This is a genomic window from Streptomyces amakusaensis, assembly GCF_039532665.1.
Lineage (GTDB): Bacteria > Actinomycetota > Actinomycetes > Streptomycetales > Streptomycetaceae > Streptomyces > Streptomyces amakusaensis.
The window spans coordinates 265,379-280,848 of the sequence record NZ_BAAASB010000001.1 but is presented as its reverse complement, the minus strand read 5'-3'; the positions used below and the strand labels follow the sequence as shown (position 1 = coordinate 280,848).

Sequence of the window (15,470 nt, the reverse complement as noted above, 5' to 3'; positions counted from 1 at the left end):
GCGCGGGCTCACCGGCGGACCGGGCCGCGTCGAACAGGGCGAGGCCGTCGCCGACGGAGAGGGCGGCCACCCCGGTGCGCGCGAGACGGGTCAGCCGGGAGCCGTCCAGTGCCCGGGTCATGCCGCCGCCGCTCTCCTCCCACGGCCCCCAGGCCAGGGAGACGCCGGGCAGCCCCCGGGCCGTCCGGTGCTGCGCCAGCGCGTCGAGGAAGGCGTTCGCGGCGGCGTAGTTGGCCTGGCCCGCCGCGCCCAGGACACCGGACGCCGAGGAGAACAGGACGAAGTCCGTGAGGGGGGCGTCCAGGGTCAGCTCGTGCAGATGGGCGGCGGCGTCGAGCTTGGCCCGGAGCACCGTGTCCATCCGCTCGGGGGTCAGCGAGCCGAGCACGCCGTCGTCGATCACTCCCGCGGCGTGGACCACCATGGTCAGCGGATGGGCGGCGGGGACGCCGTCGAGGAGCCGGGCCAGCGCGGCCCGGTCGCCCACGTCGCAGGCGACGACGTCGGCCCGCGCGCCGAGCGCCGCCAGTTCGGCGGTCAGCTCCGCCGTGCCCTCGGCCGCCGGACCCCGGCGGCTCACCAGCAGCAGACGGCGGGCCCCGTGCCGTTCGGCCAGCCACCGGGCGACCTGCCGGCCCAGACCGCCGGTGCCACCGGTCACCAGCACCGTGCCGCCGGTGCCGGTGCCGGTGCCGGTGCCGGTGCCGGTGCCGGTGCCGGGCGCGGCCTCGGCGGGCGGCGGGTCCTGGGAGAGCCGTGCCCGGACGAGCCGGGGGACCGAGAGACGGCCCGCGCGGATCGCCACCTGGGGCTCGCCGAGGCTCAGGGCGGCGGCCAGGGCGCGCGACGACGCCCGTGAACCGTCCAGGTCGATCAGCGCGAAGCGGTCCGGGCTCTCCGTCTGCGCCGATCGGATCAGGCCCCACACCGGCGACTGCTCCGGCGCGGGGACGTCCTCCCCGGGGATCGCGGCCAGCGCGCCCCCGGTCACGAAGACGAGACGGGCTCCGGCGAACCGGGCGTCGGCCTGCCAGGCCCGCGCCGCCGCCAGCGCCTCGTGGACGGCGGCCCGTCCGGCCGCCGCGACGCCCCCGCCGGCCGGGGCCGGGGGCACGGGCCGGGACATCGGCAGGACGACGGCGTCCGGCACGGGCTCCCCGGCGGCCACGGCGTCGCTCAGCCCCGCCAGACCGGCGAAACGGCCGACGCGGACGCCCGAGGACTCCAGCGCGTCGAAGACGTCGGCGAAGTGCGGCCCCAGGACCGCGCAGTGCCGCACCGGCGCGGTCCCGCGCGCCGCCGGCTCCGTCCAGTCGACGCGGAAGAGCGCCTCGCGTCGTACGTCCCGGGCGGCGCTGATCTGCTCCTGGGACATGGGCCGCAGAGCGAGGGCCCGGATCGAGGCCACGGGCGCGCCGGCCGGGTCCGCCGCCGTCACCGTGACGGCGCCGGGCCCCGCCGGGGCCAGTGCGACGCGCAGGGCGGCGGCCCCGGCGGCCCGCAGCGTCACCCCGCTCCAGGAGAACGGCACCGTGGCCCCGCCCCCGCCGTCGACGAGGCCGCCCAGGCCGACCCCGTGCAGCGCGGCGTCGAGGAGCGCGGGATGCAGACCGTATCCGCCCGCCTCGGCGGCGAGTTCCCCGGGCAGCGCCACCTCGGCGAAGACCTCCGCACCGCGCCGCCAGGCGGCCCGTACCCCCCGGAACGCCGGCCCGTACCCCAGACCGGCGGCCGTCAGCTCGTCGTAGAGACCCGTGACGTCGGCCTCGGCCGCGCCCTCGGGCGGCCACACCGCGAGGGAGGCCGGTTCCCCGGCTCCCACGGGACCGAGGAGGCCGGTGGCGTGCTGTGTCCACGGGTCCCCGGCCGGCGCGCCCACGGGCTGGGAGCGGATGCTCACCGGGCGGCGGCCGTCGGCGTCCGGGGCGCCGGCGAGGACCTGCACCCGTACGGCTCCGTCCCCGGAGAGGACCAGCGGGGCCCGGAGGGTCAACTCCTCGGCGTCCGGCAGCCCTGCCTCCCGGCCCGCCGTCAGCGCCAGGTCCACCAGCGCGGCCCCCGGCAGCACCGGCGCGCCGAGGACGGTGTGGTCGGCGAGCCAGGGCAGGTCCGCGGGGGACAGCAGGCCGGTGAAGAGGATCCCCCGGTCCTCGGGGAGGTCGACGGCGGCGGTGAGCACCGGGTGCCGCACCTCGCGCTGCCCGGCGGGGGCCGGCCGGCCGCCCGTCGCGGCGGGGCCCGCGTCGAGCCAGAAGCGCCGCCGCTGGAACGGGTAGACGGGGAGGTCGACCTCGCGGGCCCCGCTGCCCTCGAAGAAGGCGTCCCACTCCATCGGCACGCCGTGGGCGTGCAGCCGGGACACCGCCGTGAGCAGCGTCTCCTCCTCCGGGCGGCCGGCTCGCGCCGCGGCGGCCACCACCGCGCCGTCCGGCAGACAGCTCTCGGCCATCGGGGTGAGCGCGGCGTCCGGCCCCAGCTCCAGGAACCTGCCGACGCCCCGGGCCTCGAGGGTGCGCACGGCGTCCAGGAACCGCACCGTGCCGCGCGCGTGCCGCACCCAGTAGCCGGGGTCGCGCAGTTCCTCGGCGGTGGCCGGGTTCCCGGTCAGCGTCGACACCAGGGGGATGCGCGGCGGCCGGAACTCCACCGTCCGCGCCACCGCGTGGAACGCGTCGAGCATGCCTTCCATGCGGGGGGAGTGGAACGCGTGGCTCACCCGGAGCCGTCGGTTCTCGCGCCCGAGCGCGGCGAAGTGGCGCGCGATCTCCTCGACCGCGTCCTCGTCGCCGCTGACGACCACCGACGAGGGGCCGTTGACCGCCGCCACGGCGGCCTCGCCGTTCACCCGTGCCAGCAGCGGCAGCACCTCGTCCTCGCTCGCTCGGAGGGCGGTCATCGCCCCGCCGGGCGGCATGCTCTGCATCAGCCGTCCCCGCTCCGCGACCAGCAGCGCGGCATCGGGCAGGGACAGCACGCCGGACACGTGGGCCGCGGCCAGCTCGCCGACGGAGTGGCCCGCGACGAAGTCCGGCCGTACGGACCAGCTTTCCAGCAGCCGGAACAGCGCCACCTCGAAGGCGAACAGCGCCGGCTGGGCGTAGGCGGTGCGGTCGAGCAGGCCGCTCTCTCCCGGCGCGCCGGACACCACTTCCTTGAGCGGGTGGTCCAGATGGGCGTCCAGCTGCCCGGCGACGGTGTCCAGCGCGTCGGCGAACGCGGGGAAGGCGGCGTACAGGGCCTGGCCCATCTCCCGGCGCTGGCTGCCCTGGCCGGTGAAGAGGAACGCCAGTCCCGCCGGGCCGGCGGGGCCGGCCGTGCCGTGGACCAGGCCGGGCGCGGGCCGCCCGCCGGCCAGGGCGCTCAGCGCCGCCCGCGCGCCGTCCCGGCCCCGGGCCACCACCACCGCGCGCCGGTCGAGCGCCGCGCGCCGGGTGAGCGACCAGGAGGTGTCGACGAGCCGTTCCCGGGGCCGTTCGTCGAGATGGGCCAGCAGATCGCGGGCCCGGGCCCGGAGCGCCTCGTCGCTCTTGGCGGAGAGCACCCACGGCAGGACGAGGCCGTCCTCGCCGGGTTCCCGCGCGGTGGGGGAACCGGTGGGGGAGCCGGTGTCGGGGGCCTGTTCGACGATGACGTGGGCGTTGGTGCCGCTGACGCCGAAGGAGGAGACGCCCGCGCGGCGCGGCCGGTTCTCGGCGGTGGGCCAGGGGTGTTCCTCGGTGAGCAGGCGCACGTGTCCGGCGGTCCAGTCCACGTGGGGTGTCGGTTCGTCCACGTGGAGCGTCCGGGGGAGTACGCCGTGGCGCATCGCCATCACCATCTTGATGACGCCCGCGACCCCGGCGGCGGCCTGGGTGTGGCCGATGTTGGACTTCACCGAGCCCAGCCACAGCGGCCGGTCCTCCGGGCGGCCCTGCCCGTAGGCCGCCAGGACGGCCTGCGCCTCGATCGGGTCGCCGAGCCTGGTGCCGGTGCCGTGGGCCTCGACCGCGTCGATGTCCGACGGCGACAGCCGGGACCGCTCCAGCGCCTGGCGGATCACCTTCTGCTGCGAGGGCCCGTTGGGCGCGGTCAGTCCGCTGCTGGCACCGTCCTGGTTGACGGCGGAGCCCCGGACGAGGGCGAGGACCGGGTGCCCGTTGCGCTCGGCGTCGCTGAGGCGCTCCAGTACGAGGACCCCCGCGCCCTCGCCCCAGCCGGTGCCGTCGGCCCCGGCCGCGAAGGACTTGCAGCGGCCGTCGGCCGCGAGGCCGCGCTGACGGCTGAACTCGACGAACACGCCGGGGGTCGACATCACCGTCACCCCGCCCGCCAGCGCCAGCGAGCATTCGCCGGAGCGCAGCGCGTTGCTCGCCAGATGCAGTGCCACCAGCGAGGAGGAGCACGCGGTGTCCACCGTCACCGCCGGGCCGGTCAGGCCGAAGGTGTACGAGAGCCGGCCGGACGCGACGCTGCCCGCGCTGCCGTTGCCGAGGTAGCCCTCCAGCGCCTCCGGCGCGTGCTGGAGACGGCTGCCGTAATCGCTGTACATCACGCCCATGAAGACGCCGGTCGGGCTGGAGCGCAGGGCGTCGGGGCCGAGCCGGGCGCGCTCGAAGCCCTCCCAGGCGAGTTCCAGGAGGAGCCGCTGCTGGGGGTCCATGGCGAGGGCCTCGCGCGGGCTGATCCCGAAGAACTCGGGGTCGAAATCCGCCGAGTCCTTCAGGAAGCCGCCCACTCCGGAGTGGGAGCTGCCCGGCCGGTCCGTGCCGGAGTTCAGCAGCCGTTCGAGGTCCCACCCCCGGTCGGCCGGCAGCGGGGAGAGCGCGTCGTGTCCGTCGGAGACCAGCCGCCACAGCTCCTCGGGGCTGTGGGCCCCGCCGGGGAACCGGCAGGCCATGCCGATCACGGCGATGGGCTCCCGCGCCTTCGCCTCCGTCTCGTCGAGGCGCAGCCGTGTCTGCTGCCCCTCCGAGATCGCCCGTTTGAGATATTCACGGAGTCTGATCTCGTCCGCCATTGCGCTCCACCCCTCTCGGCCGGCCCGACGGCCTCTCGTCCCACTCACAGAAAGTGCTTGTCCACCAGGTCGAACAGCTCTTCGTCACTGGCCGAGTCGAGCCCGCCGGGTCCGCCGGGTCCGCCGGCCCGGCCGGGCCCGGCCAGTTCGGCCAGCAGCTCCGACAGCCGGGCCACCGCTCTCTCCCGCGCCCGGTCGTCCGGCGGCAGGGCGCGCAGCCCGTCCGCCAGCCGGTCGAGACCCGTCTCGACGGCTTCCGGGGTCCCGTCCCCGTCCCGGGCCAGCAGCGTGCCGAGGTGCGCGGCGACGGCCCGGGGGGTGGGGTGGTCGAAGACGAGGGTGGTCGGCAGCCGCAGCCCGCAGCCGGCCGCGAGCCGGTTGCGCAGCTCGACCGCCGTCAGCGAGTCGAACCCCAGCTCCAGAAAGCCCCTGGTCTCCGGCACGTCGTCCGGGGAGCGGTGTCCGAGCACGGCAGCGGCGGCCGTGCGCACCAGCTCCAGCAGGGCGCTGGAGCGCTCTTCCCCGGACAGCGCGTCGAGCCCTTCGATCAGGGCCGGTCCGGCGGGACTTCCGCCGCCGGGCGGGGCCGCCGCCCGGCGCGGTCCGGGGGCCGCCAGCGCCCGGAGCACCGGCGCGACCGCTCCGGCGGCGGCCCGTGCCCGCAGGGCCGAGGCGTCGATCCGCATGGGGACGAGCACCGCGTCTCCCGCGTCCAGCGCCCGGTCGAAGAGCAGCACCCCCTCCCGCGAGGTCAGGGGCCGCATCCCGGAACGCGCGATCCTGGCCAGGTCCGTCCCGGCGAGATGGCCGGTCATTCCGCCGGCCTGCTCCCAGAAGCCCCAGGCCAGTGAGGTGCCGGGCAGGCCCTCGGCCCGGCGGCGCTGGGCCAGCGCGTCCAGGGCCGCGTTCGCGGCGGCGTACGCCCCCTGCCCCGCCGTGCCGAGGACTCCGGACGCCGACGAGAACAGCACGAACGCGGAGAGGCCCGCTTCCCGGGTCAGTGCGTCCAGGTGCTCGGCGGCGTCCGTCTTCGGCCGGAGGACGGACGCCAGCCGTTCCGGTGTCACGCCGGTCACCACCCCGTCTTCCAGCACCCCGGAGGTGTGCACCACGGCGGTCAGCGGAGCGCTCGCCGGGACCTTGGCCAACACCGCCGCCAGCGCGTCCCGGTCGGCCGCGTCGCACGCGACGGCCTCCGCCTCCGCGCCCAGCCCGGCCAGTTCCGACAGCAGCTCCGCCGCGCCCGGGGCCGCCGGGCCCCGACGGCTCAGCAGCAGCAGCCGGGTGGCTCCGTGCCCGGCCGCCAGATGCCGCGCGATCAGACCGCCGAGCATTCCGGTGCCGCCGGTGATCAGGACGGTTCCCCCGGTGAAGGGGGACCGCGCGGCAGGGGAGTCGGCGGGGCGGCGGTCCGGTCCGTCGGCCTTGGCCAGCCGGGGCGTCAGCGTTTCGCCGTCGCGCAGGGCGACCTGGGGTTCGCCGCAGGCCAGGGCCGTGCCCAGCAGCTCCGCCGACAGCCCGCCGGTACCGGTGCCGGGGTCCGTTTCGGTGTCGACCAGGACGAAGCGGTCGGGGTGCTCGGTCTGGGCGGTCCGCACCAGTCCCCAGACCGCCGCCTGGCCGGGGTCCGGGACGTCGCGCGGGCGCGCGGCCACCGCGCCGGCGGTCACCAGGACCAGCCGGGACGGGGAGAACCGTTCGTCGGCGAGGAACTCCTGGAGCAGACGGAGCGCCCGTGCCGCCGTCGTGTGCACCGAGCCCGTCCCCGCCCCGGCCTCGGAGCCGGGGGCGAGGAACGTCACCACCGCGTCCGGTGCGGGACGGCCCGCCCGGATCTCCTCGCTCAGCGCGGCGAGACCGGGATGGCGGCGCACCCCCTCGTCCGCGTCCGTGAACCGCCCGGCGGCGGGGCCCACCAGGGCCCAGTCGACCGGCGGGGTCTTCCGGGCGGGCTCCGCCGCCGGCCAGCGGAGCCGGAAGAGACCGTCCTGCCGGGGTGCGAGCCCCTGCCGGGGCAGCTCGACCGGCCGCAGGGCCAGCGAGCCGACGGACGCGACCGGGCCGCCGGACGGATCGGAGAGCGTGAGGGAGACGGTGTCCGGCGCGGTCCGCGTCAGCCGTACCCGCAGCGCCGACGCCCCGACCGCGTGGAGCGAGACATCGCTCCACGCGAAGGGCAGCCGTGTGGTGGACTCCCCGTCCCCGTCCCCGGCCTCCGCCGCCGTCCCCGCCGCGCCCTCCCGGCCGAGCAGCGCGACCGACTGGAGGGCCGCGTCCAGCAGCGCCGGATGCACGCCGAACGACTCGGCCCCGGCGAGCTGTTCCCCGTCGAGCCGCACCTCAGCGAAGACGCTGTCCCCCAGCCGCCAGGCGGCGCGCAGCCCCTGGAACGCCGGGCCGTACGCGTACCCCCGGTCGGCGAGCCGGGCGTAGTGGTCGCCCACATCGACCGCGACCGCGTCCCGCGGCGGCCACGGGGTGCTCTCCGGGCCCTCCGCGGGCGCGTCCTCGGTGAGCACGCCGGTCGCGTGCCGCGTCCAGGGCTCGTCGTCCCCGGTCCTGGAGTGCACGCTCAGGTTCCAGCCCGATCCGTCGGCCCGGCGCTCCGCCACCGTCTGAAGCGTCACCTCACCGTCCCCGGGCAGGATCAGCGGGGCCTGGAGAGCCAGCTCCCGCACCCGGCCGGCCCCCAGCTCCCGGCCCGCGTGCAGCGCCAGGTCGAGGAAGGCCGTCCCGGGCAGCAGGACCGTGTCGTGCACGGCGTGGTCGAGGAGCCAGGGATGGGTACGGGCCGATATCCGCCCGCTGAGCACCAGGCTCTCCCCGGTCGCCGCCAGGGCCGCCGCGCCGGCCAGCGGGTGGCCGCCCGGCGCGAGGCCGGCGGCCGTGAGGTCCGCGCCCGTGTCGCGGTCGTCCAGCCAGTACCCCTGCCGCTGGAAGGCGTACGTCGGCAGCTCCGTCCGCCGGGCCCCGCTGTCCGCGAACACCCCGGCCCAGTCGACCGGGACGCCCTCGGCGTACAGCGTGCCCGCCGCGCGGAGAAAGCCCTCGGGGCCGCCGTCGTCCCGGCGCAGCGAGCCGGTGACAAGTACGCTCTCCGCCCCGGCGTGCTCCATCGTCTCCTGGAGCGGGACCGTCAGCACCGGGTGCGGGCTGATCTCCAGGAAGACGCCGTACCCGTCCTTCGCCAGCCCTCGGACGACCTCCTCCAGCCGCACGGGCTGCCGGAGATTGCGGTACCAGTAGTCGGCCCGCAGCTCGCCGGCGTCCAGCGGGCCGCCGGTGACCGTGGAGTGGAACGCCACCCGCGCCGGTTCGGGCGAGACGCCGGCCAGCCCGTCGATCAGGCTCTCGCGGACCTCCTCGACCTGCGGGGAGTGCGAGGCGTAGTCGACCGGGACGCGGCGGGCCCGTACGCCGTCCTCGGCGCACCGGGTCAGCAGGGCCTCCAGGGCTTCCCCGTCGCCGGAGACCACCACCGACGAAGGGCTGTTGACCGCCGCCACCGACAGCCGGCCGTCCCAGGCGGAGAGGAGCGACTCGGCCCGGACCTCGTTCAGCGCCACGGTCGCCATGCCGCCGCGACCGGCCAGCGCCCGCAGCGCCTTGCCGCGCACGGCCACCACCCGGGCCGCGTCCTCCAGCGACAGGACGCCCGCCGCGCACGCGGCGGCGATCTCGCCCTGGGAGTGGCCGACCACCGCGTCCGGCGTCACGCCCACCGACCGCCACAGGGCGGTCAGCGACACCATGACCGCGAACAGCGCGGGCTGGACGATGTCCACCCGGTCCAGCCAGCCGTCGTCCCCGCCCCGGAGCACATCCGTCAGCGACCAGTTCACATGCGGTTCGAGCGCCTTGGCGCACTCCTCCACGGCGTTCCGGAAGACCGGCGAGGAGTCCAGCAGACCGGCGGCCATCCCGGCGAACTGCGAGCCCTGGCCGGGGAAGACGAACACGGTCTTCGCCCGTTCGCCCGCGCCGTCGCCGCCCGCCCCGCCGCCGGGCCGCCCGGTGACCACCGCGGGGGACTCCGCCCCGGTGGCCAGGGCCGTGAGCGCACCGGCCAGTTCGTCCCTGCCGGAGCCGATCACGACCGCCCGGTGCGCCAGGGCGGACCGGGTCGTCGCGAGGGAGAGGCCGATGTCCGCGTCGCCGATCTCCGGGTGGGCGTTCGCGTACGCGGCCAGCCGCGCCGCCTGCGCGCGCAGCGCCCGGGGGCTCGCCCCGGACACCGCCCACGGCAGCGCCGACGGGACGGCCGGGACCGGGGCCGGGTCGTCCCCGGTGTCGGGGGCCTGTTCGACGATGACGTGGGCGTTGGTGCCGCTGACGCCGAAGGAGGAGACGCCCGCGCGGCGTGGCCGGTTCTCGGCGGTGGGCCAGGGGTGTTCCTCGGTGAGCAGGCGTACATGCCCGGCGGTCCAGTCCACATGGGGTGTCGGTTCGTCCACGTGGAGCGTCCGGGGGAGTACGCCGTGGCGCATCGCCATCACCATCTTGATGACGCCCGCGACCCCGGAAGCCGCCTGGGTGTGGCCGATGTTCGACTTCACCGAGCCCAGCCACAGCGGCCGGTCCTCCGGGCGGCCCTGCCCGTAGGCCGCCAGGACGGCCCGCGCCTCGATCGGGTCGCCCAGGGTGGTCCCGGTGCCGTGGGCCTCGACCGCGTCGATGTCCGACGGCGACAGCCGCGACCGCTCCAGCGCCTCTTCGATGAGCCGCCGCTGCGAGGGCCCGTTGGGCGCGGTCAGCCCGTTGCCCGCGCCGCCGTGGTTGACGGCGGAGCCCCGGACGAGGGCGAGGACCGGGTGCCCGTTGCGCTCGGCGTCGCTGAGGCGCTCCAGCACGAGGACCCCCGCGCCCTCGCCCCAGCCGGTGCCGTCGGCCCCGGCCGCGAAAGGCTTGCAGCGGCCGTCGGCCGCGAGGCCGCGCTGACGGCTGAACTCCACGAAGGCGCCGGGCGTCGACATCACCGTCACCCCGCCCGCCAGCGCCAGCGAGCACTCGCCGGAGCGCAGCGCGTTGCTCGCCTGGTGCAGCGCCACCAGCGAGGACGAACAGGCCGTGTCGACGGTCACGGCGGGACCGGTCAGCCCCAGTACGTAGGAGGTGCGCCCCGCCGCCACGGCCGCGGTGCTGCCGGTCAGCCGGTAGCCGGCCGCCTCGTCGTCCGCGCTCGGCCGCGCGGGGAACGCGTACCCCTGGTGCGTCAGCCCGACGAAGACCCCGGACCGGCTGCCCCGCAGGGACTTCGGGTCGATGCCGGCGCGCTCCAGCGCCTCCCAGGAGACCTCCAGCCACAGCCGCTGCTGGGGGTCCATGGCGAGGGCCTCGCGCGGGTTGATCCCGAAGAACTCCGCGTCAAAACCCGCCGCGTCGTCCAGGAAGGCCCCGGTGCGCACATAGCTCTTCCCCGGCCGGCCGGGCTCCGGGTCGTACAGGCTCTCCAGCTCCCACCGGCGGTCCTCGGGGAAGCCGGAGACGGCGTCCCTCCCGTCGGCGACCAGCCGCCACAGCTCTTCCGGGGAGTCGACGCCCCCGGGGAAGCGGCATCCCATGGCGACGATCGCGACCGGTTCGTGCTCCCGCCGCTCCGCCTGGTCGAGACGGGCCCGCGTCTGGCGCAGCTCGGTGGCGGTGAGCTTCAGATACTGGCGAAGTTTGTCCTCTGCCGTGGTCACGAGATGCCAAGCTCCTTGTTGAGGATGTCGAATATCTCGTCGTCGCTCGCCGACGTCAGCGCGTCCCCGCCCGGGGCCTCGTCCGGCTGGTCCCACTTCCACAGCAGGGTCCGCAGCCGAGCCACGACCCGGGTACGGGTCTGATCGCCGGGGGCCGTCGAGTCGACCGCCGCCTCCAGCCGGTCCAGGTCGGCCAGTGCCGTGCCGGCCGTCCCGCCGTCGGGGAGGAGTTCCGCGCGCAGCTGCCCGGCGAGCGCTGCCGCCGTGGCGTGGTCGAAGACCACCGTGGTCGCCAGGGTCAGACCGGTGGCCTCGTTGAGCCGGTTCCGCAGGGTCAGCGAGGCCATCGAGTCGAAGCCGAGATCCTTGAACGCCGTCGTGGCGCGGACGCCGTCCGGGGTGCGGTGTCCCAGGGCGTCGGCCGCGTGGGTCCGCACCAGCTCCAGCAGGATCCGCGACTGTTCGTCGGCGGGCAGCCCCGCCAGCCGCTCCCGCAGCGCGTCCGCCCGCGCGGGCCCGGCCCCGGTGCGCGCCGCGCGCCGCGCGTCGGGCAGGTCGTCCAGCAGCGCGCCCGACCGGGACACGCTGAACGCGGGGGCGAACCGGTCCCAGTCGACGGCGGCGAAGGCCGTGGCGGTCTCCTCCCTCTCCAGCGCCGCCCGCAGGCCTTCGAGGGCCGTCTCCGGGGCCATCAGCGGGATGCCCCGCGCGCGCAGCAGCTCGCCCGCCCCGTCCGCGCCGGCCATCCCGCCGCCGTCCCACGCGCCCCACGCCACCGAGGTGGCGGCGTGCCCGCGGGCCCGGCGCTCGCTCGCCAGAGCGTCCAGATACGCGTTCCCCGCCGCGTACGCCGCCTGCCCGGTGTTGCCCCACAGCCCGGCCCCGGAGGAGAAGAGCACGAACGCGTCGGGGGACCTGCCGGGGGACGAGCCGTCGAAGACGGCGTCCAGGTTCGCGGCGCCCTCGGCCTTGGCGGCGAGCACCCCGGCGATCTCGGCGAGATCGCACTCCGCCAGCGGCTTCTCGCCGTGGATCGCGCCCGCCGCGTGGACGACGGTGGTGACCGGCTGTTCGGCGGGGAGCGAGTCCACGACCCGGCGCAGGGCGTCCCGGTCGGTGATGTCGCAGGCGACGACGGTCGTCTCGCCGCCGAGAGCGGTGAGTTCGGCCGCCAGCTCGGCCGCGCCGGGGGCGTTCGGTCCCCGGCGGCCGAGCAGGACCAGACGGCCGACGCCCTGTCCGGCCAGCCAGCGGGCGACGTGCGCGCCGAGCCCGCCGGTCCCTCCGGTCACCAGCGCGGTGCCGGTGGGCCGCCAGGAGCGCCGGACGGGGGACCCGGCCAGCGGGGAGCGCACCAGACGGCAGCCGAGGACCCCGCCGGCGCGCAGCGCCAGCTGGCTCTCGCGGCCGGGGCCGGCGAGGACGCCCAGCAGCCGGGCGAGCGCGGGCCCGTCCGCCGACTCCGGCAGATCGGCCAGGCCGCCCCAGCGCCGGGGCCATTCGAGCGCGGCCACCCGGCCCAGCCCCCACACGGCCGCCTGCGCCGGGGAGCGGACCGGGTCGTCGTCGCCGACGGCGACCGCGCCCTCGGTGAGGCACCACAGGGGGGCGTCGATCCCGGCGTCGCCCAGGGCCTGCCCCAGCGTCACCGTCATCGCGAGGCCCCGGGTGAGCCCGGGGAAGGGCGAGGGACGTTCGTCCGCCGCCAGCACCGACACCACGGCGGTCGGCGGCCTCTCCCCGGCGGCGGCCCCGGCCGCCCCGGCGAGACGACGGGCCAGCATGGCCCGGTCGGTCCCCGTGGCGGCGTCGACGACGAGGTGGGCGGCTTCGCCGGCCCCGGCGAGCCGGGCCGCCTCCGCCAGCCGTTCCGCCGCTCCCCGCGCACCGGCGGACGACACGATCAGCCACCGGCCGCCCGGCGGGGGCGCGGGGGCCCCGGGCAGCGCCGCCCAGTCGATCCGGTACCGGTGGTCGTCCACCCGGGCCCGGTCGCCGTCGGCCCGGTCCTTCGACCGGAGCCAGTACCGCTCGCGCTGGAAGGCGTACGTCGGCAGCGGCACCCACCGGGGCGGCGCGGGGTCCGCCCCGGCCCCGGCACCGGCCGTACCGGCGGTGAGCACGCTCTCCCACCGCACCTCCGCGCCGCGCGCGTACATCCGGCCCACCGCCTCCAGCAGCGTCCGCCGCTCGGACTCGTCGCGGCGCAGGGCCGAGGCGAAGACCCGTTCGCCGCCGGTGACGCACTCCTGGCCCATCGCCGCGAGTACGGCGTCGGGCCCCAGCTCCAGGAACTCGGTGACGCCCTCGGCCTCCAGCGTCCGGACCGCGTCGAGGAATCTGACCGTCTCCCGCGCGTGCCGGGCCCAGTACTCGGGCGCGCACACCTCATCGGCCGTCACCAGCGCCCCGGTCAGCGTGGACACCAGCGGAATCCGGGGCGCGGCCAGGGACACCCCCCGCACCACGCCCGCGAACTCCTCCACCATCGCGTCCATGCGGGGGGAGTGGAAGGCGTGGCCGACCCGCAGCCGCTTCGTGTCCCGCCCCAGCCCGGCGAAGTGCGCCGCCACCTCGGCCACCGCGTCCTCGTCCCCGGCGATCACCACGGACGAGGGGCCGTTCACCGCCGCGAGGTCCGCGCGGCCGACCCGCTCGGCCAGCAGCGGGGCGACCTCCTCCTCCGTGGCCCGCACCGCCGTCATCGCCCCGCCCGGCGGCAGCGCCTGCATCAGCCGGCCCCGGGCCACGGCCAGCAGCGCCGCGTCCGCCAGCGACAGCACCCCGGCCGCGTGGGCCGCCGCCAGCTCGCCGACGGAGTGGCCGCACACATGGTCCGGCCGCAGACCCCACGACTCCACCAGCCGGTACAGCGCCACTTCCAGCGCGAACAGCGCCGGCTGGGCCCAGGCCGTCCGGTCCAGGAGCGAGCCGGCGCCCGGCTCGCCGAAGACCACGTCGCGGACCGGCCGGTCGAGATGGCGGTCCAGCTCCGCGCAGACCGCGTCCAGGGCCCCGGCGAAGGCCGGGAACCGCTCGTACAGCTCCCGTCCCATGCCCGCCCGCTGCGCGCCCTGCCCGGTGAAGAGGAACGCCCGCCCGCCGCCGGAGGCCTCGCCGCGCGCGCCCCGGGCCGGTGACCCGCCCGCCGCGAGCCGGCGCAGACCGTCCGTCAGCCCGGCGAGGTCCGACGCGACGACGACCGCGCGGTGCTCGAAGGCCGACCGGGTGGTGGCGAGGGAGTGCGCCAGCTCCGGGAGGCGCGGTTCCCGCTCGCTCTCCAGCTGCCGCAGCAGCCGCTCCGCCTGGTCGCGCAGCGCGCCCCCGTCCCGGCCCGACAGGAGCCACGGCAGCGGGCCGTCCGCCGTCGGAGCGGCGTCCGCCGAAGGGCCGGCCTCCGCCGGGGCCTCCTCCAGAATCACATGGGCGTTGGTGCCGCTGATGCCGAAGGACGACACCCCCGCGCGGCGCGGACGCCCCGGGTCCGGCCACCGCCGGGTCTCGGTCAGCAGCTCCACCGAGCCGGCCGACCAGTCCACCTGGGTGGTCGGTCTGTCCACGTGGAGCGTCCGGGGGAGCACGCCGTGGCGCATCGCCATCACCATCTTGATGACCCCGGCGATCCCGGCCGCCGCCTGGGTGTGGCCGATGTTCGACTTCACCGAGCCGAGCCAGAGCGGGCGTTCGCGTTCGCCGCCGAAGGCCGCCAGGAGCGCCTGGGCCTCCATCGGGTCGCCGAGCGGCGTTCCGGTGCCGTGTCCCTCGACCGCGTCGACGTCCGAGGGCGACAGCGCCGCGTCGTCCAGCGCCCGGCGGATCACCCGCTGCTGCGAGGGCCCGTTGGGCGCGGTGAGCCCGCTGCTCGCGCCGTCCTGGTTCACCGCGCTGCCGCGCACCACGGCGAGGATCCGGCGTCCGTTGCGGCGCGCGTCGGAGAGCCGCTCCAGCAGCAGCACCCCGCCGCCCTCGCTCCAGCCGGCCCCGTCGGCCCCGTCGGCGAACGACTTGCAGCGGCCGTCCGGGGCCAGCCCGCGCTGCCGGCTGAACTCCACGAAGGTGGCCGGGGTCGACATCACCGTCACCCCGGCGGCGAAGGCCAGCGAGCACTCGCCCCGGCGCAGCGCCTGCACGGCCAGATGCAGGGCCACCAGCGACGACGAGCACGCCGTGTCCACGGTCACGGCGGGCCCTTCCAGACCCAGCGTGTAGGAGATCCGCCCCGAGGCGACGCTGCCCGCGCTGCCGGTGCCGAGATATCCCTCCACCTCGGCGGTGTCCAGGCCCGGCCGGGCCCCGTAGTCGTGGTACATCACCCCGGCGAAGACACCGGTGGAGCTGCCCTTCAGGGAGAGCGGGTCGATCCCGGCCCGTTCGGCCGCCTCCCAGGAGGTCTCCAGGAGCAGCCGCTGCTGCGGATCCATGGCGAGGGCCTCGCGCGGCGAGACGCCGAAGAAGGCCGCGTCGAACTCCGCGGCGTCGTGGAGGAAGCCGCCCTCCCGGGCGTAGGAGGTCCCCGGCCGGTCGGGATCGTCGTCGAAGAGCGACGCCAGGTCCCAGCCCCGGTCGTCCGGGAACCCCGACACGGCGTCGCGGCCGTCCAGGACCAGCTCCCACAGCTGCTCGGGAGAGGCCACGCCCGCCGGGTAGCGGCAGCCCATCCCGACGATCGCCACCGGCTCGACGGCGGCGCGCTGTGCGCTCCGCAGCCGCTCGTTCGCCTTCAACGAAGCCCGTAGTGCTTCCACCACCGCGTCGGACGATGTGGCCATGGCCCCTCCTTTCGTCGAATC

At 76.9% G+C, this 15,470-nt stretch carries 1 protein-coding gene and 2 pseudogenes; all 3 read right to left on the bottom strand.

Going from position 1 to position 15,470, the window contains the following annotated elements:
* Nucleotides 1-49: 49 nt before the first annotated feature.
* Nucleotides 50-5,044: pseudogene (locus ABD371_RS01055) on the bottom strand (type I polyketide synthase); the annotation flags it as partial.
* Entirely contained in the window at nt 5,041-10,680 is a 5,640-nt protein-coding gene (locus ABD371_RS01050; protein ID WP_344471566.1) for a type I polyketide synthase, read from the bottom strand. The pseudogene ABD371_RS01055 and the gene ABD371_RS01050, both read right to left, overlap by 4 nt.
* Nucleotides 10,677-15,359: pseudogene (locus ABD371_RS01045) on the bottom strand (type I polyketide synthase); the annotation flags it as partial. The gene ABD371_RS01050 and the pseudogene ABD371_RS01045, both read right to left, overlap by 4 nt.
* Nucleotides 15,360-15,470 lie beyond the last annotated feature (111 nt).